This window comes from Haloplanus sp. XH21 (genome assembly GCF_023276355.1).
In the GTDB taxonomy this organism is placed as follows: domain Archaea; phylum Halobacteriota; class Halobacteria; order Halobacteriales; family Haloferacaceae; genus Haloplanus; species Haloplanus halobius.
On the sequence record NZ_JALLPL010000001.1, the window covers coordinates 2155344 to 2180619 of the forward strand.

Sequence of the window (25276 nt, forward strand, 5' to 3'; positions counted from 1 at the left end):
ACCGCTACTTGAGTCGCTCCTGCAGAAACGAGGGATGCGTCGCCGTCACGCCCTCCAGCGCCAGGATGTCGTCGTTGATCACGTCGCCGAGGGCGTCGCCGTCCGGCGCCCGAACCTCCGCCATCAGCATGTGGTCGCCCGAGGAGGTGTAGAGTGCCTCGACGGCATCGAGATCCTTGAGCGTGCGCGTCACCTCGACGTACCGCTCGCTCGCGACTTCGATCCCGACGATGGCGATGGACTGCCCCGAGAGCTTTTTCGGGTCGACCTCCGCGGAGTAGCCGACGATAGTGCCATCCTCTTCCATCTGCTGGATATACTTCCGAACGGTCGGCTTCGAGACGCCGGCCCGCTCGGCGATCTCCCCGTAGGAGGCCTGCGCGTCCTCCTCGAGTACGGAGAGGATGCGACGTTCCGTAGCGGTCGTTCCCATACCTATCCCTTTCGTTCCACGGAAAAAATATGTTGCGAAGGAGAAAATCAGTTCGCGGTCCGTCTCCGGAGCGCTCGGGAGCCGTCTATCGGGCTACTTGTGCCGGTCGAGCAGCAGGTCGTGGGTGCGCTCCCACTCGTAGTCCTCGTCGAAGTAGCGCTCCGCGAGCGGCTCCTCGGGCATCTCGCCGATGGCCTGTTTCTCCTCCTGGTAGGAGGGCCGGTCCGAATCGACGTAGAACCGGCCGGTCAGCACTTCGCCGTCGTAGAGCGCCTGTTCGGCCTCGCTGGCCATGTCCGCGGCGTCGCCCTTGTTCGTCGGATCGAAGTCGTAGTCGTCGGAGTCGTTGACATCGATGTAGGGGACGTACTGCCGAGCGTCCTTGTTCCAGGTCGGACACTGCGTGAGGAAGTCCACGTGGGCGAAGCCGTCGTGTTGCATCGCCTCGACGAGGATTTCCTTGGCCTGATTGGGGTTGACCGCCGCGGTCCGGGCGACGTAGGACGCCCCCGAAGTGAGCGCGAGCGACAGCGGCCGGATGGGGTCCTTGGCGCTGCCGTGGGGTTGCGTCTTCGACTTGTGACCCTTCGGCGACGTGGGCGAGGTCTGCCCTTTCGTCAGGCCGAAAATCTCGTTGTTGAAGACGATGTAGGTCATGTCGTGGTTCTCGCGAGCGGTGTGCATGAAGTGGTTCCCGCCGATGCCGTAGCCGTCGCCGTCCCCGCCGGCGGCGACGACTTCGAGGTCGGGGTTCGCGAGCTTGGCCGCCCGCGCGATGGGGAGCGACCGCCCGTGGATGGAGTGGTAGCCGTAGCTCTCGAAGTAGCTGTTGAGCTTGCCCGAGCAGCCGATGCCAGTGACCAGCAACACCTCGTCGGGGTTGCGGCCGATTTCGGGCATGGCCTGTTTCAGCGCCTTCAGGACGCCGAAGTCGCCACAGCCCGGACACCACGTCGCCTGTGGTTCGAGGGTGGGAGTGAACTCTTCGCGGTCGATTTCGCGGTCTTCGCCGATGGCTGAGAATGCGCTCATGGGTTAGTCACCTGCCGCTGGTACGTAGGTCGTCTGCTGGCCGGGGACATCCTCCCCGTCGATGCTGGCTTCGAACCCGGCGACGATTTCGGCGGGCTCGAACGGTTCGCCGTTGTACTTCAGGAGGCTCGACAGTTTGTCGCCGAACCGGCCGAGTTCCTTCTGGGTAAGCCCCCGGAACTGTCCGGAGGCGTTCATCTCGACGACGAGCGCCTCGTCGACGCTCTCTAAGAACTCCGTCATCTCCGCCTCGGGGTAGGGCATCATGTCGCTCACGCCGATGCCTTTCACCGAGTGACCAGCGTCGTTGAGGCGGTCGACCGCCTCCGCGACCGTCCCCTGCTGGCTCCCGAAGGTGATGAGGCCGTAGTCGGCCTCGTCGGGACCCATGTACGTCTGCGTCGACTGGTCGTCGAGGAACTCGCGGATGGCGTCGAGTTTCGACATCCGGCGCTCCATCTGCGTGACGCGGTTGGTCGGATCCTCGTCGATGTGGCCGGCCTGGTTGTGCTCGTTACCGGTTACGAGGAAGTGGCCGCCCTTCTGGCCGGGGATCGACCGCGGGCTGACGCCGTCCTCGGCGTCGTAGCGGTAGCGGTAGAACTTCCCGCCGGGGCCGTGTGGGGCGTCCGCAAGTTCCTCTTCGGTCGTCACCGCGCCGAGGTCCGGATTCGGCTCGCGGTCGAAGTGACTCGCGGGCACGTTCATCAGTTCGCCACCGATCTTCTGGTCGTAGAGCAGGACGACCGGGATGTTGTAGCCGTAGGCGAGCTGGAACGCGAGGCGCGACTGCTCGTAGGCCTCGGCAACCGTTCCCGGCGCCAGAACGACCCGATTCGAGTCGCCCTGACTCGTATAGAGGACGTGTTCGAGGTCGGCCTGTTCGGGCTTGGTCGGTAGCCCCGTCGAGGGGCCGGCGCGCATCGCCTCGACTAGCACGACGGGCGTCTCGGACATCTCGGCCAGACCGAGCGGTTCGGACATAAGCGCGAACCCGCCGCCCGAGGATCCCGACATCGCCTTGACGCCGGCGTGGGAGGCGCCGAGCGCGAGCGCCGCGGCCGCGATTTCGTCCTCGACCTGCTCGGAGATGCCGCCCACCTCCGGCAGCGCCTGGGACATGATAGTGAACACCTCGGTCCACGGCGTCATGGGGTAGCCCGCGATGAACCGACACCCCTCGTCGATGGCGCCGTAGGCGATAGTGTCGCTCCCCGAGAGCAACACCTGCTCCTCGTCGTGGCTGCCCTGGGGCACGCGGAGGTCGTGGGTGAACTCGAACTCCTCTTTCACCATGTCGTGGGTGTAATGGAGGATCTCCGTGTTGGGTTCGAGAATATCTTCGGGCATCGCCTCGGCCATCAGATCCTCGAAATACTGGAGATCGATCCCCAGGAGCGCGGCGGTGGCGCCGACGCCTGCCGTGTTTCGCATCACCTCTCGCCCCTGCTCGCGGGCGATTTCGCGGAGGTTGATGGGGTAGACGTGCCAGTCGTTCTCCTCGACGCGCTCCTCGAAGTTCGGGATGTCGGCGGCGTCGAGCAGACCGGTGTCGTAGACGATGACCCCACCCTCGTTGAGGTCGTCCAAGTTCTCCGACAGCGGCTTGATCTCCTCGTCGCCGTAGTAGGCCCCTTCCTGTGGATTCCGGGCGAAGGAGTCACCGAGCGCGAGCAGACAGTTGAATCCGTCACCTCGTGAGGTGACTGGCTCCGAGTCGGCGCGTACTTCGGTGTACGTGTGGCCGCCGCGGATCCGCGACGGATAATGTCGGTGCGTAAAGACGTGCAGCCCCGCTCGCATCAGGGCCTTGGCGAAGTTCTGGCTGGTCGATGCGATACCGTCGCCCGACCCGCCAGCGATCCGCCACATGAGTTCATGGTCAGTCATATTTACATCACGGCCCCCTGAGGGCCATTACTGAGAAAGTTGATCACGGTTCGACTAAAGCCTTTGCTATACATTACCACACAAAAATGATGTAAGATCCCACTGCCTCGGGCGATTATTCGACCCGGTTCGCGACGAAAATCCACCCTGCCAGGCGTCGCTCGGCACCGTCAGCAAACCGAGCGAAGAAGAGATCGCCAAACAGGAATCGTTACGCCGACACCACGTCGGGTTTCAGCGCCGCCACGGCGTCGAGCAGTTCCGCTCGGTCGCGCTCCGGCACGTCGAACGCCTGGAGACTCGCGTCCAGATGCTCCGCGACGCGGTCGAAGTCCGCCCCGGTGATGTTCAGGTGGGCGTGGGCCGCCTCCATGTTGCGGCCGTCGTACTCCCCCGGGCCGCCGGCGACCTGGCTGATGAACGTCGCCTGGTGGTCGTGCAGGGCGTCGGTGTCGACGCCCTCGAAGTAGGGTTCGGGCCGTTCGTCGTTCATACTGCGGCTGGAAGTCAATACAGCTATTCGCCGACCCGGGGCGGCGAATGGCTTGAAACAGTTACAGCCGACAGTATCAGCACGCGGTCGGAGAACTCGTCGACGACGGCCTCGATGGCGTCTCGTCCGCCGAGTCTGTCGTACAGCGTCTCCGACGACATGTCGTCACCGACGAGCGATTCGGGCGGAATGAAGGTTCCGAACCGCGCCCGCTACGAGTCGACGTTGTCCGGGCTTCGCGGGTGGTAGTCGGTGTCGTACTCGCCCGGTCGGCCGTCGATCCGGTCGGGGGTGATCCGCCCGCCGAGCAGCATGAAGTCCAGCACGGTGCAGTAGAGCAGCGCTTCGACGACGGGAACGGCCCGCGGCGGCAGGACCGGATCGTGGCGGCCGACGACCTGAATCTCCTTCTCCTCGCCCGTCTCCCAGTCGACCGTCGTCTGAGTCTTCGGAATCGACACCGGCGGATGCCACGTCACCTCGCCGTAGATGGGCTGGCCGGTCGTGATACCGCCCTGGATCCCGCCGTGGTCGTTGCCCCCGGGAACGGGATCGCCCGACTCGTCGAATTCCCAGTCCTCGTTGTACTCGCTGCCGGCCGTCGTCCGGGCCTCGCGCCCGATGCCGTACTCGAAGTCGTTGACCGCCGGAATCGAGTACATGGCCTTCGCGAGCCGGGCGGGAATGCCGTCGAACCGGGGCGCGCCGAGACCGCGGGGGACGCCCTGACATTCGAAGTAGATGGACCCGCCGATGGAGTCGCCTTCGGTCTGATACTGGTCGGCCAGCTCGCGCATCTCTGCTGCCGTCTCGGGGTGGGCGCACCGCACCTCGTTCTCCTCGCTGTGTTCGAGGATCTCCTCGAACGTGACCGGCGGCGCCTCGATATCACCCATCTGGTTGACGTGGGCCTTGATCTGGATGTCGTGGTCCGAGGCGTCGAGCACCTGCTTGGCGACGGCGCCGGCCGCCACCCAGTTCACCGTCTCCCGGGCCGAGGAGCGCCCGCCGCCGCCCCAGTTGCGCGTGCCGAACTTCGCGGAGTAGGTGAAGTCGCCGTGACTGGGGCGCGGTGCCGTGATGAACGGCTCGTACTTGCCCGAGCGGGCGTCCTTGTTCTCGATGACCATCCCCAGCGGCGTGCCGGTGGTGTAGCCGTCCTGCAGGCCGCTCTGGATGCGCACCTCGTCGGGTTCGCCGCGGCTGGTCGTGATCTGTGACTGGCCGGGCTTGCGCCGGTCCAGGTCGCGCTGGATGTCCGCCTCCGAGAGTTCGACCCCGGCGGGACAGCCGGAGACGACGACGCCCATCGCGTCCCCGTGGCTCTCGCCGTAGGTCGTCAGCTGGAACAGACGACCGAATCGATTACCGTTCATGTCGCTCCAGTTCGGCTCCGAGGTCATAAAGCACGTCGAAGAACGCCGGGAACGAGACATCGACGTGGTCGGCGTCCTCGATGGTCGTCGTCCCCTTGGCGACCAGGCCGGCGATGGCCAGCGACATCACGATGCGGTGGTCGTCGTGGCCGGCGACCGTCGCCCCCTGCAGACGGGTGTCGCCGCCGTGGATCGTCAGCGTGTCCTGACTCTCGGACACCGACACCCCCATCTTTGCCAGTTCCGTCGCCATCGCGCTCACACGGTCGGTCTCCTTGTACCGGACGTGCTCGCAGTTGACGATGCGCGTGTCGCCGTCGGCGACCGCGCCGAGGACGGCGATGGTCGGCAGGAGGTCCGGCGTGTCGCCCACGTCGACCTCGATCCCCGACAGCGCGCTCCGTCGGACCGTAATCTCTCCCGCGCCGCGGTCCCACGAGATGTCCGCGCCCATCCGCTCCAGCACGTCGACGATGGCGCTATCGCCCTGGGCGCTCGGCTGGGCACCCTCGACGACAACTTCGTCAGCTGCGGCCACCGCGCCCGCCGCCAGCAGATACGACATCGACGAGAAGTCGCCGGGCACAGGGTAGGGATCGGCGCGTTCGTACTGCTGGCCGCCGGGAACGCGATACCCCGACTCGGTTTCCGACGCGTCGATCCCGAACGCCGCCAGCAGTTCGAGCGTGATGTCGACGTACGGCGCCGACTTCAACTCCGTTTCGAGGTCGATACTGATGCCGTCCTCGGTCACGGCCCCGGCCATCAACAGCGCGGTGATGTACTGCGAGGAGACGTCGCCTGGTATCGACGCCGTGCCGCCGTCGACGCCGCCGCCGACGACGAGGGGTGCCTGTCCGTTACCGCGCGTACTCTCCGCGCGCCCGCCGAGTTGCTGAATCGCGTCGAGCAGCGGCCCCTGGGGGCGCGAGCGGAGCGATTCGTCGCCCGTCAGAACGGTCAACCCGTCCGCGAGCGCCGCACAGGCCGTCACGATGCGCATCGTCGTGCCGCTGTTGGCGCAGTCGATGACATCGTCGGGGACGGTGGGCCGGCCGTCGAAGCCGTCGACGTCGAGGCGTCGATCGTCGTCAGCGCGGTCGACCGCGCCGCCGAAGGCTCGGACCGCCCGCATCGTCGCCCGGGTGTCCGCGCTGACGAGAGGGTCCGCGACGACGGCGCCGTCGCTGTACCCCGCCGCGAGGATGGCTCGGTGCGTGTAGCTTTTCGACGGCGGTGCGCGCGCCCGCCCGCCGACGCGCGACTGCGTGAGTTCGACGTCCATACCGACCCGTCGACCGGGTGCCGTATCAGCGTACCGAACGCGACACTCCGTCGGCCTCGGCGCACCGCCGCGACGCAAACTGTTTCAACCGCCCGCGAGACGTGCGGGTATGTTCGATAAGTCGACGTGGATCAAACTCCCCCGGAACGTGGTCGTCGGCCACGACGTCCTCGACGAGTTGGGCGCCGTGATCGACGACCTCTCCGTGGTCGGCCGGCCGCTGATCGTCACGAGTCCGACGCCGGACCGCCTCGTCGGCGACCGCGTACGCGCCCAACTGGGCGACGATCCCGTGACCGTCACCGTCGAAACCGCGGGCTTCGACGCCGTCGAGCGTATCGCCGAAACGGCCGAGCGCGAGGACGTGGGCTACCTGGTCGGCCTCGGCGGCGGCAAGCCAATCGACACCGCGAAGATGGTCGCCGACCGCCGCGGCCTCGGCCTCGTCTCCGTCCCCACCGCCGCCAGCCACGACGGCATCGTCAGCGGTCGGTCGTCCATCCCGGAGGGCGATACGCGCCACAGCGTCGCCGCGGATCCGCCGCTCGCCGTCGTCGCCGACACCGAAGTCCTCGCGGCCGCGCCCTGGGAACTCACCACCGCCGGCTGTGCCGACATCGTCTCCAACTACACCGCCGTGGCGGACTGGAAACTCGCCCACCGCCTGCAGAACGTCGAGTACTCGGAGTACGCGGGCGCGCTCTCGCGGATGACCGCCGAGATGCTGGTCGAGAACGCCGGCTCGGTCAAGCAGGGCCTCGAAGAATCGGCGTGGGTCGTCGTGAAGGCGCTCGTCTCCTCGGGCGTCGCCATGTCCATCGCGGGGTCCTCGCGCCCGGCCAGCGGCGCCGAACACCTCTTCTCGCATCGGCTGGACCGCATGGCGCCCGACCAGGCCCTCCACGGCCACCAGGTCGGTGTCGGCACCATCCTCGTCGCCTACCTCCACGAGGGCGAGGAGGGCACCTGGCGCAACATCCGCGAGGCGCTGTCGGTCATCGGCGCGCCCACGACCGCGGCGGACCTCGGCTTCGACGACGAGACGATCATCGAGGCGCTGACGACCGCGCACCGTATCCGCGACCGGTACACCATCCTCGGCAACGGGATCAGCGAGGCCGCGGCGCGGGAGGCAGCCCGGACGACGGGCGTGATTTAGTCGCACACCGGTCCCGCAGTGCGGTCGTCCGTCCGATCGACGGGTGACACGTCTATCCGACGATGGCGGACTGCGTACCACCGTTGGAGAGTCGAGAGAGGGCAGCCTGCCGAACACCCGTCCACAGAGTAACCGGGGTCAGTCCTCCTGTTCGTCGACCAGCAGCGTGTTCAGTACGAGGGTGGAGATGCCGCGCCGGAGGCGTTCGGTGACGGCCTGGTCGGAAATATCGAACGTGTCCGCGAGTTCCTGGGTGGATATCTGTCGAGGCAACGAATAGTATCCGGCCTCGACGGCGGTCGTGAGCGTTTCGCGCTGCGGGGGCGTCAAGCCGTACCAGGGTCCGGCGTCGGGTTTCGTGGGGTTGTAGATGCGCTTGATCGACACCTCGATGTCCTCTTCGAGGTAGTAGTCCTGAAACGTCGAGAGGTCCTCGTGAGTCGGGAATCTGAGTTCGAGCCCCCACGTGTCGGCGGTACCGGTTGCACTCAACAGCGCCGCGTCGAGATCGAGGATCGTTCGCAACAGTGAGGCCTCCGACGGGTCCCAATCCAGTGCGTACAATGTTTCGTCCTCGTGTGTGTTGACGAGTTGGATCTCGTTGACCGACGGATGTTCGCGGACGGAGCGTTCGAACGTCTCTCGTGCGTCGTTCCGAACCCGAACGAACGGGGTGGGTTTCCCCCCCAGCGGCACCATCGTTTCGAGGATGACCTGGGTCGACTCTTCGACCCGAAGGATCTGTCCCAACTCGAACGCTTCAGATGAAATAGTTATTTCGACGATGACGCTCATTAGATATGTACCCATTCCGTCGCAACTGCGTTAAAGACTCGGTAGAGGGTGTCTTCCGCGAGGATTCGGGCATGGTACACCATGCTTTCCGGTGGTGTTATCCCGTGTGACAGCGTAGTGGGTACTGCAGAGGCACCCGACTGTGGCCCCCCTGATCGTGTGGCGGTGAGTTCCACACTGCAGCGACGTCGTCTCGCAGTTGAGCGTGTCCCCCACTATGACAACCGACTTCACTTCCGACGACGAGATGTCGAGCACAGAGGACTTCGAGACTGCCCTCGGACGGGTGATCCTTGCCGCCCTCGAAAGTGGCATCGATCCGCGTGGGACGTGGGAATACCGCACCGACGGGACGAACTCGGACATGGAAGTCATGGTCGTCGAGTTGGCGGATTGACGCTCGGATGATCACACCAGCGGGTACTGGTTTGAATCCCATGATACGCCATCCCGAAAGACTTCTCGAACGGGGCAGGATATTCGTGTATGACGGATGCTCTCGATTCCTCAAGCGAGCAGCCCGAATCGAGAGACACTGTCGCTCGTCGGCTCCTCGAGGGCGTCTCGACGCACGCGATCTTCATGCTCGATACCGACGGGAACATCGTCACGTGGCCCGCCCCGGCGACGGCGCTCTACGGACACGACGTGGCGGTCGTTCGTGACCAGCACGTGAGGATGTTGTTCGCCGACGACGAAGGGACTGACTCCGACTCGCTCCCGGAGGGATTTTTCGAGGGACCGAAGACCGACGCAGTTGAGTTCGAACACTGGCACCGGCGGGCGGACGGCTCAGTTTTCTGGGGGACGCTAACGCTGTCGCCGCTGTGGAACGACACGTTTCACGGCTACGCAGCAATCAGTCAGGATACGACGACCACGAAAGAGTACGAGCGAATGCTGGAACGCCAGAACGACCGGCTCAAGGAGTTCACCGACATCCTCGCGCACGACCTCAGAAACCCACTGAACGTCATTGACGGGAATTTGATCCGGTTCGAGGAAACCGGCGACGAGGCACACCTGGAGACGATCGACGAGACGACCGACAGAATGGCACGACTCGTCGAGGATCTACTCCGCGTGGCACGACAGGGAAACGTCGTCACCGACCCGGAGCCGATCGACATCGGCGACATCATCGACACGGCCTGGCAGAGCATGAACACCGACTCCGGCGCGACCCTTCAGTACGAGACCGCCCGGCCAGTAAGCGGCGATCCCGACAGACTCTGTGAGTTGTTCGAGAACCTCTTCCACAACGCCGTAGAGCACGGTGGGAACGACGTAACGGTTCGCGTCGGCCCGCTCGACACCGGCTTTTTCGTCGAAAACGACGGGCCAGGCATCCCCGACGAACACAAAGAGCAGGTCTTCGATCACGGGTTCACTACGCGAGACGACGGTCACGGGTACGGTCTCTCTGTCGTCCGGACGATCGTCAACGCGCACGGGTGGGACATCATCGCTGCCGACGCGCAAACCGGTGGTGCGCGGTTCGAAATCACCGGTATCGACCTGCTCGGCTGATCCTTGATTCCGGTGGACGTGTCCGGGCATACCTCGATTTCGACGGCGCGGGACGGAGGATTCGTATCCCGCAATCGAGGGGTGATATAACGGGCATTGTTCACCATCCCCAATGAGTATCGACCAGTAGACGAATACTACCGAGTGTGATGACCGTCGAGAAACCAGTGCCATCGGTTGAGGGATCAGAGAGTTCGCTATGAGTTCGGACTCAACGTCCCCTCATAGAGACGGAGAGCATCGTGCGACGCCGAAAGAAGTCGGCGAACCGGCTCCAGCGTTCGAACTTCCCGGTGCCGGAGAGGACGGGATCGACACGTTCGACCTCGCTGACTACACCGAGGAGGGTGCGCTCATCCTCTCGTTCTACCCGTTCGATTTCAGCCCGATCTGCACCCAACAGCTCTGTGGCTTTCGTGATGCGGAGTGGTTGGCGTTCACGGATAACATCGATGTCGTCGGTATTTCCGTCGATAGCGCCTACTCCCACCACCAATTTCGAGACGAATACGGGTTGACGTTCCCGTTGTTGACCGACCGGCTGGCCTCCGTCGCCGGCCAATTCGGCGTGAGATACGACGAGTGGGAACGCCACCCGGCCGTCTGCCAACGCGCGATATTCGCTATCGACACGTCACAGACCATCCGCTACACTTGGTGGACCGAGGATGGCAGCGAACAACCCACGTTGGACGATCTGTACGAATCCATCGAGTGGGTGGCGTGACACGATGGCCTTCCCCTACGGTGTGTAACGTGAAATCAGTCGACGAGCCCCGGGCAGACGCCGCTCGTGTTCGAAGGAGCTGATTCCGAACAGTGGTTATCAACTCATGACGCTCGAAGACGATCATACGATCAGTCTGAGCAAGTCCGACACAGGGGGGCACGATGCTCAGCAGGTGACGGTCTTAGTGGCTGATGACGATGCGGACTTTCGTGAGACGCTCTGTCTCTGGTTGGCGAACGAGGACACCTATGAGACGAACGACGTCCAAAACGGGGAGCGAGCGATAGCGCAACTCGATGAGACGGTCGATATCCTGGTGCTTGACCGTCAGATGCCGAAACTCTCTGGCCCGGAAGTCGTCGAGCGACTCGACAAGACCTCCTTCGACGGAGCGGTCATCGTGCTCAGTGCCGATACGGCCGATTCGGCGCTGGATGAAAACGACGTTACGGAATACCTCACCAAGCCGATCGGCCAGGCACTGTTTCTAGACACGATGCGCCGGAGTATCTGAGTAACGGTTGCTAGATTCATACCGGCGGGAAGCGTGGCCGCCGATACTCTCCACGGAAAGTGTGCACTCTTCAGCGATCTCACCGCTGCTCGCCGGACGTGCGACCAGTACCGGACACAATAGCAAGAGGCAAGCCGGTGCGGTCCAACCGCCGAATATGGCAACGGCTAGCGCCAGCGGCCCGATCAAAGAGCATCCCGCCGCGGTCACCGCCGTCCTCTCGGCCGTGGGCTACACCCTCGTCGTGGGCACGTTCCTCGGCGTCGTTCCGGGATCGATCTTTCCTGATCTCTCGCTCCAGCAGGTGAATCGCCTCTCGGACGCCATCGCCGTCGTCAACACGGTTGCGACGCTCACCCTGCTCGCCGGCTGGCGGTGGATCCGCCGCGACGAGGTGACGAGACACGCCACCGCGATGGCGACGGGGTTCGGTCTCATCCTCGTCTTTCTCGTCCTCTACCTGACGAAGATCGGTGGCGGCGGCACCAAGGAGTTCGTCGGCCCGACGCTCGTCTACTACGCCTACCTGGCGATGCTCGCGATCCACATCCTCCTCTCTATCGTCTCGGTGCCGGTCGTCCTCTACGCGCTGGTTCTGGGCGTGACCCACACCCCGGCCGAACTCCGGAAAACGGCCCACGCCCGCGTCGGCCGCGTCGCTGCGGGGTCGTGGATCCTCTCGCTCTCGCTCGGCGTCGTGACCTACCTCCTCCTCAACCACGTCTACGACTGGGAGTTCGTCGAGGCTGTCGTCGTCCTCCCGGTCGGCGCGTGAGCGTTCGGGACGACGAGCACCGGGGCGTCGCTCCCGTCGGTCGGCGCGAGAACGCGGTCGTGCATGACCGACGGTTCGGCCGTGCGATCCGTCAAGGCACCGCCGGTTCCCGGCGGGCGGGTTCACAGCGCGGATGATCGACGAAAGGACTTTTTATACGGCCGTCGCGTGGTCGACGTGTGCACGTCGCGTTCGTGACGATGACGACGGCTCAGCACGAAGCCAGTTGGCACGCTCAGCGGGTGCGTGCGCTCGCTGAGCGACTGGTCGCCCACGGCCACGAGGTGACCATCTGCTGTGCGCAGTGGTGGGACGGCGACCATCCCGCCTTCGACTACGAAGGCGTCACCTACCGCCGGGTGACGACCGAGCGCGCGCCCCGGCCGTTCCTCGCGAAACTCCCGCTCGTCCTCAACGGCGTCCGTGCCGACGTGATCCAGGTGGCCACACGGCCACTGCTGGCCGTGCCCGCCGCGAACGTCGCGGCGACCCTTCGCCGGACACCGGTCGTCGCCGAGTGGTGGGACAGTCCCGATGACGGCGGTCGCACCTGGCGAGACCACTGGGCCGTCCGGTCGCCAAACGCCGTCCTCGTCCCGTCACAGACCGTCGAAACTGCGGTGCGTGAGCGGGGCGCCGACCCCGACTCCATCGAGGTGATCCCCGACAGCATCGACATGCCGCTGATTCGGGACGCCCCCGTGGATCCCCGCGCGGATATGGTGTACGCCCGCTCGCTCGACGAACACGCCAACGTCGAGGAGTTTCTGCTGGCGCTGGCGGAACTCCGGCAGCAGGAGTGGCGCGCCGCGGTCATCGGCGACGGGCCGGCGCGAACCGACGCCGAGCGCATGGCTCGGGACCTCCGAATCGACGACCGAGTGGAGTTTCTGGGGGCGCTCGACCCCGCCGAACAGGTGCCGATCCTCAAGGGCGCACACGTCTTCGCCCAGACCGCCACCTGGGAACCGTTCGCGAGCGACCTCCTCCGCGCGCTGGCGTGTGGCTGTGTCGGCGTCGTCGAGTATCAAGCCGACTCGGCCGCCCACGAACTCGTCGAGGAAGACCCGCGCGGCGCGCTGGTGACCAGCCCCCAGGAACTCGCGGGCGAAATCGTGACCGCAGCCGGGATGGAGCGCTGGACCGTCAACGAGGCGTACGCGTCCTACGACCATCACGCCGTCCTGAACCGCTATGTCGACTGTTACGAGCGGGGTATCGAAAACTACGGATTCCTCTAGCGTAGCGTTCGTAAGTCATCACACCTGATCGCGCGCAGTCAGGCGATCACGTGCGCAAACGGCTCCAAACGCAACTGGAGCTTTCGGAACGCTTTTCCGCCGGATCCGCCCACAGTTGGCCATGAGCGACACCGTAGAGGCGGAACTCCGCGAGCAGTTCCGGGCGGCGTTCGAGAACGCGGACTTCCCCGTGTCCGACCAGATGGATCTCGTTCCGGCGCTCCCGAACGGCCCGGCAACGCGGTTCGAGGCCGGCGACGTCTCCTTTTCCGCGATGGAACTCGCAGCGAACCTCGACGGTCACCAGGAGTTCCCCTACGACTCCGTCGACGAACTCGTCGATGACCTGATCGCGGCGCTGGAAGCCGAAGACCTGCTATAGGGGGAACACGTTTGGGTCATCCCGACCAACGGCCCCTATGTTCGACATCGAGCGGTATCTCAACATCCGGAGCGCGTACGGCGCCTCCTTCGGCCCGGACGGCGACCGTCTCGCCTTCCTCATGGACACCACGGGCGTCCCGCAGGTGTGGACGATCGACGACCCGGGGGCCTGGCCGGAACAGCGGACTTTCTTCGACGACCGCGTCACGTTCGTTTCGTGGTCGCCCGAACGTCCCGAACTCGTCTTCGGAATGGACCGCGGCGGCAACGAGCGCGAGGCGCTCTACCGGCTCGATGTCGCCAGCGGCGCCGTCACCGACCTGACCCGCCACCCGGACGCGAAACACCGGTTCGGCGGGTGGAGTCCCGACGGCGAGTACGTCGCCTTCGCGTCGAACCGCCGCGACAACGCCGTCTTCGACATCTACGTCCAGGGCCGAACCGACACGGGCGCCGACGCCGAACGCGTCCACGAGGGCGACGGCTGGTTCGCCGTCAGCGGGTGGAGTCCCAGCGGTGACCGCCTCGCGCTCGTCGAATCCCACTCCAGTTTCGACCAGGACGTCTACGTCCTCGACGTGGCGACCGGCGAGCGCCGCCACCTCACCCCTCACGACGGCGACGTGCGCTACCAAAGCGTCTCGTGGGGACCGGACGGCGACAACCTGTATCTCGTCACGGACCGGGACGTGGACACCCTCTCGCTCGCCCGGATCGACCTCTCGACGGGCGACCTCTCGACCGTCGAGGCGGCCGATGCCGACGACCACGAGGCCGACGACGACTGGAACGTCGATGGCGTCGCCGTCGACGACGAGTCTCGCCGACTGGTCTACTCGCGCAACGTCGACGGCTACACCGAACTCGGCGTCGGGGAACTCGTCGCGCCGGGACGGGTCGACCACTTCCCGTCGCCGGACCTGCCGCCCAGCGTCGCCGGCGGCGTGAGTTTCGACGATTCGGGCGAGCGGTTCGCGCTGACCGTCACCCGGAGCGACGACACCGCCAACGTCTACGTCGCCGACGTGGTGAGCGGTGGGGTGGAGCGGTGGACCCGGGCGTCGACGGCGGGCATCCCCCGTGACACCTTCGTCGCCCCCGAACTCGTCCGGTATCCCTCTTTCGACGGGCTGGAGATTCCCGCCTTCTTCTCGCTGCCCGAGACGGACACCGGCCACGGCGAGACGCCCGTCGTCGTCGACGTCCACGGTGGCCCCGAATCACAGCGCCGCCCCTCGTTCGGCCGGGTGAAGCAGTATCTGCTCTCGCGTGGCTACGCGGTGTTCGAACCGAACGTCCGGGGGTCGTCGGGGTACGGCAAGGCCTACACCCACCTCGACGACGTGGAAAAACGGATGGATTCGGTCGCCGACCTGAAGGCGGGCGCCGAGTGGCTCCACGACCACCCGGCAGTCGATCCCGACCGCATCGCCGTCATGGGCGCCTCCTACGGCGGGTTCATGACGCTCGCCGCGCTGACCACATATCCCGACATCTGGGCGGCCGGCGTCGACATCGTGGGTATCGCCAACTTCGTGACGTTTCTCGAAAACACGGGCGACTGGCGGCGCGAACTCCGCGAGGCCGAGTACGGCTCGCTGGACGCGGACCGGGAGCTCCTCGAATCCATCAGTCCGATCCACCAGGTCGAGGAGATTACGGCCCCGCTGTTCGTCCTCCACGGGGAGAACGACCCTCGCGTCCCCGTGAGCGAGGCTCACCGCATCGTCGAGGGCGCCCGTGAGGCCGGCGTGCCCGTCCGGGAACTGATCTTCGAGGACGAAGGCCACGGTTTCACGAAACTGGAGAACCGCATCGAGGCCTACGCGGCCATCGTGGAGTTCCTCGATACGCATCTCGCCGACGGGAAAACGGACTAGCCGCGTCTAAGTGACCCGTTCGTGATCGTCGGGATTGGCGGCGCGGTTCGCGACCGTGTTCTCCTCGCCATCTCGTCGCCGTGGGTCCGCCGCCGCCGCGAGTTCCTTCGTCGGCATGGATTCGTCACCCTCCTCTTCCTCTTCCGCTTCCGCTTCCGCTTCGGCCTCGGCCTCCTCGACTTCGTGATCGGCGGGGTTGGCCGCGCGGTTCGCGACCGTGTTCTCCTCGCCATCTCGCCGTCGCGGGTCCGCCGCTGCCGCGAGGTCCTTCGTCGGCATGGCCTCGTCGCCTTCCTCCGCTTCTTCCTCCGCTTCTTCCTCCTCCACTTCGGGCTCCGGCTCCGGTTCCGGCGTCGTGGATGCCGATTCGGATTTACCGAGGCCGAACAGCGAGAGGACGCTGTCGAGGAGACTCATGTGGCGTCACCTCCGTGGTTGGCCGCCGTCAGCGCGCCGCCGAAAACAGTCAGTATCCCGCTCGTCACGGTGTCGACAGTCGGTCTGAGTCGGTGCATGTCTTTCGTTAACATGATGCTCCATTATAAAGGTAGGCGCCGATACGCCGATTCGGGCGTCCGTTAGAGTCAAACAGTCGCACGGCGAACGCTCACACATGAGTACGGGGCAGGAACAACGAACCGTCCGGTGTCTCGTCGCCAAGGTCGGTCTCGACGGACACGACCGCGGAGCCCACGTCATCTCGCGAGCCTTCCGCGACGCCGGCTTCGAAGTGATCTATTCGGGGCTCCACCGGGCGCCGGAGGAGATCGTCCAGGCGGCCGTCCAGGAGGACGTGAACGTGCTCGGCATCTCGATTCTCTCTGGAGCGCACAACACGCTCGTGCCGAAGGTGGTCGAGGGGCTGAAAGAGTACGGCGCGTTCGAGGACACCCTCCTCATCGTCGGCGGGATCATCCCCGACGAGGACCGCGAAGATCTGAAGGCGGCGGGCGTCGCCGAGATATTCGGCCCCGGGACGCCGATGCAGGAGACCATCGACTTCGTCCGCGAGAACGCCCCCCAGCGATGAGCGCGGGCGACGCGGAGCGTCTCGTCGACGACGTTCTCGACGGCGACCACCGAGCGCTCGCCCGCACCATCACGAAAATCGAGAACCGCGAAGACGGCTACCGGGACATCGTCTCCGCGCTCCATGCCCACACGGGCGGGGCGTCGGTCGTCGGCGTCACCGGCAGTCCCGGCGCGGGCAAGTCGACGCTCGTCGACAAACTCGCCAAGCGGTATCGGGAAGCGGGGCTCACCGTCGGCGTCATCGCCGTCGACCCCTCGTCGCCGTACACCGGCGGCGCCGTCCTCGGGGACCGCATCCGCATGGCCTCGAACGTCGGCGACATGGACGTGTTCTTCCGGTCGATGAGCGCGCGCGGCCAACTCGGTGGCCTCTCGACGGCCACCGCCGACGCCATCACGGCGCTCGACGCCTTCGGGAAAGACCGCATCATCGTCGAGACGGTGGGCGCCGGACAGAACGAGGTGGACGTGGTCCGGACCGCCGACACCGTCGTCGTCCTGGTCCAGCCGGGCAGCGGCGACGACGTGCAGATGCTCAAGGCGGGCATCCTCGAAATCGGCGACGTGTTCGTCGTCAACAAGGCCGACATGGACGGCGCCGCGACGACGGTGACGGACATCGAGGAGATGCTCCACATGCGCGACGGCTCCCCACCGGCCGGTGCCGGCCACCACGGCATACAGTTCGACGACGGCGCGACCGACGATGCCGAGGCGACCGACGACTGGGAACCGAGCGTCGTCGAAACCATCGCCACCGAAGGCGAGGGCGTCGGCGAACTGATCGACGCGCTCGACGCCCACTACGACCATCTCCGGGAGACGGGCGAACTCGAACGCAAGGAGCGCACCCGCTACGCGGAAGAGATACGCCAACTGCTCCGGGCCGACGCAGCGGCGCTGCTGGAGGACGAACTCGACCGCCACGGCGGGATGGACCACCTCGTCGACGCCGTACAGGCGCGCGAAATCGATCCCTACACCGTCGCCGAACGGGTCATCGACCCGCTCGCGGACTGCGTGGAGCGCCGTCGGGAGTGATACTGTCGGCTGTGAGTCTTTCAACGATTGCGCCACCCCGGGGAGGTGAATATCTTGATCCAGTTACAGCCGACAGTATGAGCCGTCACCGGTCACCACCGTATAAGTCCACGGCGACCGATTCACGACTATGAGACTCAGACGCCTCGCGGCCACGGCCGTCGGCCTCGGCGGTGCCGCCGTCGCCGGTGACCGCCTCCTTCGCTCCGCCGCCGGCGAACTCGAACCCGCGCTCGACGCAACCGAGGAGACGTATCGCTGGCGAGGCATGGATGTCGCCTACGCCGAGGCCGGCGACCCCGACGACCCCGATATGGTCTGCCTGCACGGCATCAACGCCGTCGGAACGAGCGGCGAGTTCCGGCAGGTGGTCGACGATCTCGCGGAAGACCACCACGTCGTCGCCCCCGATTTTCCGGGGTTCGGCCGCTCGGACCGACCGCCGCTTCGCTACTCCGCGCCGCTCTACGAGGACTTCGTCGCGGACTTCCTGAGCGAGTTCGAGGAACCGACAGTCGTCGCCTCGTCGCTCGCGGGAGCGTACGCCGCCCGCGCCGTGGCCGACCCCGGCGTCGACGCCGCATCGCTCGCCCTCGTCTGTCCGACGACCGTCGCCGGTCCCGAACCGCCGAAGGCGTGGCTGCGGGAACTCCTCCGGTCGCCCGTAGTCGGAACCGTACTGTTCGACGCCCTCGTCTCGAACCCCTCGATCCGATATTTCAACGCGGATCACGCCTACGCCGACCCCGACGCCGTCTCGCCGGCGTGGACCGACTACCAGTGGCGCACAGCCCACCAACCGGGCGCGCGCTACGCGGTCGCGTCCTTCGTCGCCGGTCACTGCAACTCGTCGCTGGACCTCGGCGGGGCGCTTCGGACGGCCGAGATGCCGGTCACGCTCCTCTGGGGACGTGACGCGACGCTACCGCCCCTCTCCCGGGGGCGTGATCTGGCCCAGCAGGCGGACGCGCGGCTGGTCGTCTTCGATCACACCAAACTCCTGCCGCACGTCGAACATCCCGAGGCGTTCGTCGACGCGGTTCGCGAGGCTACCTAGGCCGCAACACGAGGAGGTCGTCGCCGGTCGTCGCGTTGGTGCCGACATCGGGTTCGACCGTGAGACCGACGGTCACGTCCTCGGGATCGATTCCCCGGACGACGCCCGTCAGGCGAACGCCGTCGAAGTCGGCGATGGCGGTTGCGTACGGCTCCTCGTCGGCGAAGTCGGGGATGCCGACGTAACAGACGGTGTACGTCTCGACGGTGCCGGACGCGGGAAGCGGAGCCTGCTCGATATCCGCCGAGCCACAGCGGGGGCAGACCCGGCGCGGGGGGAGCGAGCCGTGGCCCTCCGGACAGGCGAGGTAGTACCCCTCCCCGTCGTCGATGGCGTCGAGCCAGTCGTCGTGCCCCGCGTTCGTCATCGGTCCACCTCCAGCAGATGAACGACGGCAGACGCCACGGTCCCACCCGCGTTGTGCGTGAGACCGACCGACGCGTCGTCGACGTAGTCGCTGTTCGGATGGTCGCCGCGGAGGAGTTTCGTCATCTCGGCGATCTGACTGGCGCCGGTGGCGCCGACGGGGTGGCCCTTGGCCTTCAGACCCCCCGAGAGGTTGACCGGTCGTTCGCCAGTCGCCGTCGTCTCGCCACGCTTCGCGGCACCGACGCCGTCGCCGTGGTCGTAGAATCCCAGCCCTTCGAGCGCCATCACCTCGGCGATGGTGAAACAGTCGTGGACCTCGACGGCGTCGATGTCCGCGGGGGACCGACCGGCGTCGTCGTAGGCCTCGGTGGCCGCGCGTTCCGTCGCGGGCGTGACCGCCAGGTTCTCCCGGTCCTGGAGCGCGAGGTTGTCGCCGCCCTGGCCGCTCCCCGTGATCGAGACGGGAGCGTCGAGGTCGTTCGCGGCGGCGTAGTCGTCGCTGACGAGGACCACCGCGCTCGCGCCGTCGGTGACGGGGCACGCGTCGAGCAGGCCGATCGGATCCGACACCATCGGCGCGTCGAGCACCTCCTCGACGGTGACCTCCCGGTGGAACTGGGCCGTTTCGTTGGGGAGCGCGTTGTCGTGGTTTTTCACCGCGATGTGGGCGAGATCCTCGCGCGAGCCGCCGAACTGCTCGAAATACGACCGCGCCATCAGCGCGTACGCACCGGGGAAGGTGATTCCAGCCTGGATCTCGTAGAGATCGTCGGCGGCGGTGGCGAGTCCTTCGGTCACGTCGGCCGTCGAGAGGTTCGTCATCCGCTCACACCCGCCGACGAGGACGACATCGCTCTCGCCGGATCGGACGGTCCGAACGGCCTCCCGGACCGCCACGCCAGCCGACGCACACGCCTCCTCGTAGCGAGTGGCCGGACAGTTCGTCCCGACCATCTCAGCCATGAGCGGGGCCTGATGGCCCTGACGCTCGGCCAGCGCGCCCATGAAGTTCCCGTAGTTGATCCCCTCGATGTCGTCGGGATCGATTCCCGCGTCGGTGCGCGCAGCGAGAGCGGCCTCCGCAAACAGATCACGGCCGGTCCGCTCCGGTTGCCGCCCGAACTGCGTCGTTCCGACGCCGGCGATTCGTACGCCTGTCATGAAGTGACATACGCAGATGGGTGGGTAAAGACCTGCCGGATTCGGGCGCTCTACGCCGCGTTTTCGGGCGTTTTACTTCGACAGTTGTCCCCACCACTGTCGACGTTTGACGACCGCTCTGCCCTCGCTTCTCTCGGACCGAAACGGTTAGTCCACGCAGGGCACACGACGTGCCATGAGCCGCTGGATCGGCGAGACGTTCACGAGCGACGTGGGGTGGGACCATCTGGAGCGACTGGTCGACATCGGCGACCGCATGGCCGGCGGGCCGGGCGAGCGCGAAGCACTGGAAGCGACCCGAGACGCCCTCGCCGACGTGGGGGCGCGCGACGCCCACGTCGAACCGTTCGAGATCCAGGGCTGGCGCCGGGGATCGAGCGGCATCGACACGTCCGACGGCGAGGCCGAATCGATCGCGCTCCCCCGGAGTCCGGCGGGGACCGTCACCGGCCCGCTCGTGGACTGCGGTGACGGCCTTCCCGGGGACTTCGAGACCGACCTCGACGGCGCGGTAGTGGTCGTCTCCTCGACGGTGCCGGACCACTACGACCGGTTCATCCACCGCCGGGAGAAATACTACCGGGCGGTCGAGGCCGGCGCCGCCGCCTTCGTCTTTCGCAACCACGTACCCGGGTGTCTCGCGCCGACCGGCAGCGTCGGCACCGACGACGCGCCGCTCGGACCCATCCCCGCCGTCGGCGTCAGCAAGGAGACGGGGATGCGCCTGTGCCGCCGCGACGCGGGCGAGACCGTCACCGTCTCCGTCGACTGCGCGACCCCGATGGCCGAGAGCGGCGTCGTCCGCGCCGACATCGGCCCCGACACCGACGACGCGGTGTATCTGACCAGCCACGTCGACGCCCACGACATCGCCGAGGGCGCCATGGACAACGCCGCGGGGACGGCCACGGTGCTCGAAGTCACGCGAGCGCTGCTGGACCGCGAGGCCGACCTCGACCGACGCGTCAGGATCGTCTGCTTCGGCGCCGAGGAGGTCGGCCTCCGCGGATCGAAACGCGAGGCAGCCCGGGTGGAGTCGTCGTCTATCCACGCCGTCGTCAACTGCGACGGCGTCTGCCGGGGACGGACGCTCGAATGGCACACCCACGGCGCCGACGACCTCGGGGCCGCCGTCAACGCCGTCGCCGACCGCCTCGGACACCCCGTCACCGTCCGCCCGAGCCAGCACCCACACAGCGACCACTGGCCGTTCGTCGCGCGGGGCGTACCCGGACTGCTGGTGTCGAGCGAGGGCGACGAACGCGGTCGCGGCTGGGGCCACACCCGCGCGGACACGCTCGACAAACTGGAGCGCCGGACGCTCCGCGAGGGGGCCATCCTCGTGGCGTCGCTCGTCTCTGAGGTCGCAGGCGCGGAGATCGAGCGGCGATCGCCCGAGGCCATCGCCGACGCCCTCGAACGCGAGGATCTGGCCGAGGGGATGCGCGCGACCGGCGACTGGCCGTTCTGAGATCCGCTGGATCGCATTGCCTCCCGACCAGTGGCTCCGATGGCCGAGTTGTAACTTGCCGCTGACCGGACACCGGTTCGGATGACGGACCTCCCCGAATCGTTAGCCGCCTTCATCGACCGCGGCGAGGCGCGCGACCTGTCGCTGGCCGTCGTCAACCGCACGCATCCCCAGACGATTCACGACATGGTCGCGGAACGTCGGCTGCCTGACGCCGACGAGGATCTCGTGCTGTTGCTCGAAGGCGGCGAGGTCGTCGCCTCGTCCCCGCTCTCGGCGCTGGAAGACGAGATCCTGCTTGTCAACTCCGACCTCTACAGCACGGGGACGAAATCGCTCGAAGACGCCACGGTGCCCGATGTCATCGCGAACGTAGAGGAGACGGCCTTCCGCCTCCGCGGCTATCCGGCGTCGCACTCGGAGAAACTGCCGCTGATCATCGTCTCGCGATATATCGAGCGGGTGGCCTGGAAGCAGGGCTCCGGACGCCTCCAGTCGTCCTTTCAGCGGCTCTTCCGCCTCGACGACGAGCACGGAACCAGAGCCGTCTACGAGCAACTCGCGGAGACGGGCCTCGATGTCCACGTCTATGGCGTGCCGGACTGGGTGCCGCCGCCGTCGTTCTCGGGCGTCGTCCACGCGGGCTACCACGGCGAGTTCCGCTCCTCGTGGTTCGTCGTCTACCACAGCGAGGACGACGACCGGACGGCCGCACTCGTCGCGGAACGGGTCGCCGACGACGAGTGGGAGGCACTCTGGACGGTCCAACCGGGGCGCGTTCGCGCCGTCAACGCTACATCGAACGGGCGCTGTGACCGGCGCCGTCAACCCGCGCCGACCGCCCGCGCCGCATCCCCGTCGATGCGCCGCCGGAGCAACACGCCCGCGACGAGACAGGCCAGGATACCACCGTACAGCACGAAATGCACGGGGCTGTCGGGCGCGAGCAGCGCCTCGATGGCCGCCATCCCGAGACCGTACGCAACGACGCCGCCGCCGACGGCGGGACGGACCCGGATCCGCGTGGCCCAGGCGAACGCCGCGCCAAGACCGACGGCGGCGGCGCCGACCACGGCGAGCGTGACCGCGTCGCCGACGACGGCCGACACGGCGGTCCAGTAGACGGCTCGCGGCGGCCACAGCGCCGCTCCAGCCAGGAGCGCGAACGCCGCGCTCACCGCCGTCTCGCGGAGGACACGGGACATCGGGTGGGAGTTCACACGCCCGAGGGAAAACGGCGACGGAGCGAGAGACAGATACGACGCCGGTGCGTAGCGTGGGGTATGTCCGACGCAACGCTCGTGTACGACGACCACTGTGGGTTCTGCACGTGGTGGGCGGCTCTGATCGCGAACCGGACCGACCTCGATCTGGTCGGCTTCTCGGAACTCTCGGATCGCCTGCGCGACCGACTGCCGGCGTCGTACGAACGCTGTGCCCATCTCGTGACCGACGACACGGTGTACTCGTGTGGCGCCGCCATCGAGGAGGCACTGCTCCGGACGGACTCCGGCGCTGAATTGGGGCCGGTCGTTGCCTTCCTCCGCCAGTTCGAGGATTACGAACGCCTCCGCGAGCGGGCGTATCGCTGGGCGGCGGACAATCGGGACACGCTGGGAGCCATCGTCTCGAAGACGCCGCCGGCGGAACGCGACTCGGACGACGACCGGAGTGAGTGACTGGCCGGCAACAGCGGATTTTCTTGTCTTTTATGCATCCGCCAGTAGATACCACACGTGATGGCAACGCTACGTGATCTCCTCACCGCCGCCAAGATCGACCTCGTACAGCTGCTGGCGGCCTGGCGGGAGATCGTCTTCTCACCGCCAGACGAGTATCCCCCCGAGAGTCGATGGCGCCCGGAGTCACCCGGCGAACATCTCGCCTTCTGGACGTGGAGTCTCGTCGGCGCCGTGCTGATCGGCGTCGTCTATCCGTTCGCCGCGCTCGGGTTCTGGGTCCGGTACGTGGGACGACAGATTGACCGCGTCGTCGCCGGACTCGGAATCCTCGTGATCGTCGGCGTCGTCGCCGTCATCTGGGGGGGACTGACGGCGGTCGCGTGGAACCGGCTACCGGCAGCCGGGTTCAGAGCCGTCCTCGCCGCGAGCGTGGTCGCGACGGTGTCCGTCGGCCTGAGTTGGGTCGCCGCGCGACACGGACCGCGTCGGCTCACACTGGTCCTCGGGTACCCCTTCGCGGTCGCAGCCGTGCTCTTACCGCCGGTCACGGCAGCCCTCTTCTCGCCGACGCTGGGCTCGGTCGTCCTCCCCGGAAGCACGTCGCTCGCGGAGTGGCTCCTCGACAACGTTCTAGCTGTTGGAGGACTCAATACGATCATTCGCCAGCAGTTCGACCTCACCGGGTTCGCGTTCGTCGGGATGTGGTTCGGCTTCGCCGTGCCGCTCGGGTGGGCACTCGGGCTTCTCGTGACCTTAGCCGATACGATCCGCCCCCACGACCGCAGATGACGGGGCCCCCGAGGGGGACAGCCGTTCAGATCACTCCGCGTCATCGGCTGCCGCCGTCTCGTCGGCGGCGTGTTTGTGGTCGACAGCCTGACTCTGGAGGGCGTCGATACGCGGAACGTCCGTGACGTTCGAAAGCAGGACGACGGCTTCGAGGGTGGTCGACTGCTCTCGGGGATCGTCGCCAGCCAAAATCTCGACGGTATCGGCTTCCTGTTCGAGCCACTGGCGAGCGCTCTCGAACCCGCGGCGGGACAGCTCCGACGGCGGGCCCGAGAGCACCACCAGTGCGCGTTCAGCGCTCGACACCTCACACGGCATCGTGAGACGCGCGCCAGTGGCCTGCCGGACGAGTGCTTTGACTTTCGCCGCGTCGGTCGTGTCGTCCTCACTATCACTTCCGCCACCGAACCACGGGAGCAATCGAGCAAGCAGCCCCGGCGTGTCCGACTCGACGTCGGTCGAGGCGTAGCCGATCGACGAGAGACCGCCTGGCGCGAACGTCCGGATGAGGTCGCTCGAATCCGCCGCGTTCTCGGCGACCGTCGACGAATCGAACTCGCCCGCCGCGAACAGCGTCACGACACGCGTCGCGAGCGCGTCGATCGCATACTCGCCGTCTTCGTCCTTCCGCCACGTCTCGTGGTCGAACGTGATCATGTTCTCCGCCGCGGGGACGATCGAGCGGAGCGCACGAGCGGCGTTCAGCGCCGACCCGCCCCCGTCAGACTCGGCCGGCAGGACGCCGAGGGCGTACACCGGTTCGTCGTGTGTCGCCTGTAGTTCCTCGATGAGCACGGAGCCGGCGCCGCTGCCGGTCCCGCTCCCGAGGTCGGTGACCACGAGCACCCCGTCTGCCTCCTGTATCGAGAGTGAGTCGAACGCTCGGCGGATTTCGGGGAGGTCGGCTCGCGTGACTTCGGCGGCGAGATCCGGATCGCCATCGACGCCGTGCTCGATGATCTGCTGATGCGTATCCCCGATCAGGACGTGTCGTTCCTCCGGAACGGCGTTGAGTTCGACGGTCGCCGTCTGGGAGATCTCGCACACGAGGGCGTCTCCCTGCGAAAAAGACCGACCGGTCTCCGCCTCGGTCTCAATGATCCGATCGACGATTCGACTACCGGTCTCACCGACTCCGACGAGTGCGAGATTCATCG

Annotated in this window: 28 protein-coding genes; 16 read left to right on the forward strand and 12 right to left on the reverse strand. The window is 66.5% G+C overall.

Annotation, left to right across the window (positions count from 1 at the left end; all coding sequences use genetic code 11):
- Window positions 1-4 precede the first annotated feature (4 nt).
- From lrpA1 to aroA, 7 genes are all read right to left on the reverse strand, one after another.
- Entirely contained in the window at window positions 5-433 is a 429-nt protein-coding gene (gene lrpA1, locus MXB53_RS11290; RefSeq protein WP_248897615.1) for an HTH-type transcriptional regulator LrpA1, read from the reverse strand.
- A gap of 93 nt (window positions 434-526) precedes the next feature.
- Window positions 527-1465 carry a thiamine pyrophosphate-dependent enzyme gene (locus MXB53_RS11295; protein WP_248897617.1) on the reverse strand — a complete coding sequence of 313 codons (939 nt, stop codon included), beginning with the start codon at window positions 1463-1465 and terminating at the stop codon, window positions 527-529.
- 3 nt (window positions 1466-1468) lie between these two features.
- A complete protein-coding gene (locus MXB53_RS11300) occupies window positions 1469-3355 on the reverse strand; it encodes a 2-oxoacid:acceptor oxidoreductase subunit alpha (RefSeq protein ID WP_248897619.1) in 1887 nt (628 codons plus the stop codon).
- 211 nt (window positions 3356-3566) lie between these two features.
- Window positions 3567-3848 (reverse strand): group I truncated hemoglobin, encoded by a 282-nt coding sequence (locus MXB53_RS15815; RefSeq protein WP_345779708.1) that lies wholly within the window; start codon window positions 3846-3848, stop codon window positions 3567-3569.
- Between the two features lie 23 nt (window positions 3849-3871).
- The gene (locus MXB53_RS15820) at window positions 3872-4009 is read right to left on the reverse strand and encodes a globin domain-containing protein (RefSeq protein ID WP_345779709.1); all 138 of its coding nucleotides are present in this window, start codon (window positions 4007-4009) and stop codon (window positions 3872-3874) included.
- 51 nt (window positions 4010-4060) lie between these two features.
- Complete coding sequence (aroC, locus tag MXB53_RS11310; RefSeq protein ID WP_248897621.1) at window positions 4061-5224, reverse strand: chorismate synthase; 1164 nt, start codon at window positions 5222-5224, stop codon at window positions 4061-4063.
- Window positions 5214-6509 carry a 3-phosphoshikimate 1-carboxyvinyltransferase gene (gene aroA, locus MXB53_RS11315; RefSeq protein ID WP_248897623.1) on the reverse strand — a complete coding sequence of 432 codons (1296 nt, stop codon included), beginning with the start codon at window positions 6507-6509 and terminating at the stop codon, window positions 5214-5216. Before aroA ends, aroC begins: the two co-directional genes overlap by 11 nt.
- A gap of 109 nt (window positions 6510-6618) precedes the next feature.
- Between aroA and MXB53_RS11320 the strand changes: the two genes are divergently transcribed.
- Window positions 6619-7668: an NAD(P)-dependent glycerol-1-phosphate dehydrogenase gene (locus MXB53_RS11320; protein WP_248897624.1), complete on the forward strand. Its 1050-nt coding sequence runs from the start codon at window positions 6619-6621 to the stop codon at window positions 7666-7668.
- A gap of 138 nt (window positions 7669-7806) precedes the next feature.
- Here the strand turns inward: MXB53_RS11320 and MXB53_RS11325 are convergent, their stop codons facing one another.
- The gene (locus tag MXB53_RS11325; protein WP_248897625.1) at window positions 7807-8463 is read right to left on the reverse strand and encodes a helix-turn-helix domain-containing protein; all 657 of its coding nucleotides are present in this window, start codon (window positions 8461-8463) and stop codon (window positions 7807-7809) included.
- A gap of 217 nt (window positions 8464-8680) precedes the next feature.
- On the opposite strand from MXB53_RS11325, the gene MXB53_RS11330 reads away from it, so the two are divergent.
- The 8 genes from MXB53_RS11330 (at window position 8681) to MXB53_RS11365 (ending at window position 15517) form a co-directional block, all read left to right on the forward strand.
- Window positions 8681-8860 carry a hypothetical protein gene (locus MXB53_RS11330; protein ID WP_248897627.1) on the forward strand — a complete coding sequence of 60 codons (180 nt, stop codon included), beginning with the start codon at window positions 8681-8683 and terminating at the stop codon, window positions 8858-8860.
- Window positions 8861-8949: 89 nt separating this feature from the next.
- Window positions 8950-9993, forward strand: a complete 1044-nt coding sequence (locus MXB53_RS11335) for a PAS domain-containing sensor histidine kinase (protein ID WP_248897628.1) — start codon at window positions 8950-8952, stop codon at window positions 9991-9993.
- Between the two features lie 199 nt (window positions 9994-10192).
- Window positions 10193-10720 carry a redoxin domain-containing protein gene (locus MXB53_RS11340; RefSeq protein WP_248897631.1) on the forward strand — a complete coding sequence of 176 codons (528 nt, stop codon included), beginning with the start codon at window positions 10193-10195 and terminating at the stop codon, window positions 10718-10720.
- Window positions 10721-10826: 106 nt separating this feature from the next.
- Entirely contained in the window at window positions 10827-11237 is a 411-nt protein-coding gene (locus MXB53_RS11345) for a response regulator (protein WP_248897633.1), read from the forward strand.
- Between the two features lie 157 nt (window positions 11238-11394).
- Window positions 11395-12012 carry a DUF420 domain-containing protein gene (locus MXB53_RS11350; protein WP_248897635.1) on the forward strand — a complete coding sequence of 206 codons (618 nt, stop codon included), beginning with the start codon at window positions 11395-11397 and terminating at the stop codon, window positions 12010-12012.
- Window positions 12013-12191: 179 nt separating this feature from the next.
- Window positions 12192-13253 carry a glycosyltransferase gene (locus tag MXB53_RS11355; protein ID WP_248897636.1) on the forward strand — a complete coding sequence of 354 codons (1062 nt, stop codon included), beginning with the start codon at window positions 12192-12194 and terminating at the stop codon, window positions 13251-13253.
- Window positions 13254-13374: 121 nt separating this feature from the next.
- Window positions 13375-13635 carry an MTH865 family protein gene (locus tag MXB53_RS11360; RefSeq protein ID WP_248897637.1) on the forward strand — a complete coding sequence of 87 codons (261 nt, stop codon included), beginning with the start codon at window positions 13375-13377 and terminating at the stop codon, window positions 13633-13635.
- Between the two features lie 37 nt (window positions 13636-13672).
- Window positions 13673-15517: a S9 family peptidase gene (locus MXB53_RS11365; RefSeq protein ID WP_248897638.1), complete on the forward strand. Its 1845-nt coding sequence runs from the start codon at window positions 13673-13675 to the stop codon at window positions 15515-15517.
- Between the two features lie 6 nt (window positions 15518-15523).
- On the opposite strand, the gene MXB53_RS11370 is transcribed toward MXB53_RS11365, so the two are convergent.
- A complete protein-coding gene (locus tag MXB53_RS11370; RefSeq protein ID WP_248897639.1) occupies window positions 15524-15934 on the reverse strand; it encodes a hypothetical protein in 411 nt (136 codons plus the stop codon).
- Window positions 15935-16130: 196 nt separating this feature from the next.
- On the opposite strand from MXB53_RS11370, the gene MXB53_RS11375 reads away from it, so the two are divergent.
- The 3 genes from MXB53_RS11375 to MXB53_RS11385 all read left to right on the forward strand — a co-directional run bounded on the left by MXB53_RS11375 (window position 16131) and on the right by MXB53_RS11385 (window position 18647).
- The gene (locus MXB53_RS11375) at window positions 16131-16547 is read left to right on the forward strand and encodes a cobalamin B12-binding domain-containing protein (RefSeq protein ID WP_248897641.1); all 417 of its coding nucleotides are present in this window, start codon (window positions 16131-16133) and stop codon (window positions 16545-16547) included.
- Entirely contained in the window at window positions 16544-17590 is a 1047-nt protein-coding gene (gene meaB, locus MXB53_RS11380; RefSeq protein WP_248897643.1) for a methylmalonyl Co-A mutase-associated GTPase MeaB, read from the forward strand. The genes MXB53_RS11375 and meaB overlap by 4 nt, the downstream gene beginning before the upstream one ends.
- A 130-nt stretch (window positions 17591-17720) precedes the next feature.
- Entirely contained in the window at window positions 17721-18647 is a 927-nt protein-coding gene (locus tag MXB53_RS11385; RefSeq protein WP_248897645.1) for an alpha/beta fold hydrolase, read from the forward strand.
- On the opposite strand, the gene MXB53_RS11390 is transcribed toward MXB53_RS11385, so the two are convergent.
- Together MXB53_RS11390 and MXB53_RS11395 are read right to left on the reverse strand one after the other, a co-directional pair.
- The gene (locus MXB53_RS11390) at window positions 18640-19014 is read right to left on the reverse strand and encodes a Zn-ribbon domain-containing OB-fold protein (RefSeq protein WP_248897647.1); all 375 of its coding nucleotides are present in this window, start codon (window positions 19012-19014) and stop codon (window positions 18640-18642) included. The genes MXB53_RS11385 and MXB53_RS11390 overlap by 8 nt on opposite strands.
- Window positions 19011-20177: a thiolase domain-containing protein gene (locus MXB53_RS11395; protein WP_248897649.1), complete on the reverse strand. Its 1167-nt coding sequence runs from the start codon at window positions 20175-20177 to the stop codon at window positions 19011-19013. The genes MXB53_RS11390 and MXB53_RS11395 overlap by 4 nt, the downstream gene beginning before the upstream one ends.
- A 175-nt stretch (window positions 20178-20352) precedes the next feature.
- Between MXB53_RS11395 and MXB53_RS11400 the strand changes: the two genes are divergently transcribed.
- The 4 genes from MXB53_RS11400 to MXB53_RS11415 all read left to right on the forward strand — a co-directional run bounded on the left by MXB53_RS11400 (window position 20353) and on the right by MXB53_RS11415 (window position 24119).
- On the forward strand, window positions 20353-21648 hold the full coding sequence (locus tag MXB53_RS11400; protein ID WP_248897650.1) for a M28 family peptidase: 1296 nt from the start codon (window positions 20353-20355) through the stop codon (window positions 21646-21648).
- Window positions 21649-21729: 81 nt separating this feature from the next.
- Entirely contained in the window at window positions 21730-22770 is a 1041-nt protein-coding gene (locus tag MXB53_RS11405; protein ID WP_248897652.1) for a DICT sensory domain-containing protein, read from the forward strand.
- 161 nt (window positions 22771-22931) lie between these two features.
- Window positions 22932-23327: a DCC1-like thiol-disulfide oxidoreductase family protein gene (locus tag MXB53_RS11410; protein WP_248897654.1), complete on the forward strand. Its 396-nt coding sequence runs from the start codon at window positions 22932-22934 to the stop codon at window positions 23325-23327.
- A 60-nt stretch (window positions 23328-23387) separates the two neighbouring features.
- Entirely contained in the window at window positions 23388-24119 is a 732-nt protein-coding gene (locus tag MXB53_RS11415) for a hypothetical protein (protein ID WP_248897655.1), read from the forward strand.
- A gap of 30 nt (window positions 24120-24149) precedes the next feature.
- Here the strand turns inward: MXB53_RS11415 and MXB53_RS11420 are convergent, their stop codons facing one another.
- Window positions 24150-25274 (reverse strand): tubulin/FtsZ family protein, encoded by a 1125-nt coding sequence (locus tag MXB53_RS11420; RefSeq protein WP_248897656.1) that lies wholly within the window; start codon window positions 25272-25274, stop codon window positions 24150-24152.
- Between the last annotated feature and the right edge of the window lie 2 nt (window positions 25275-25276).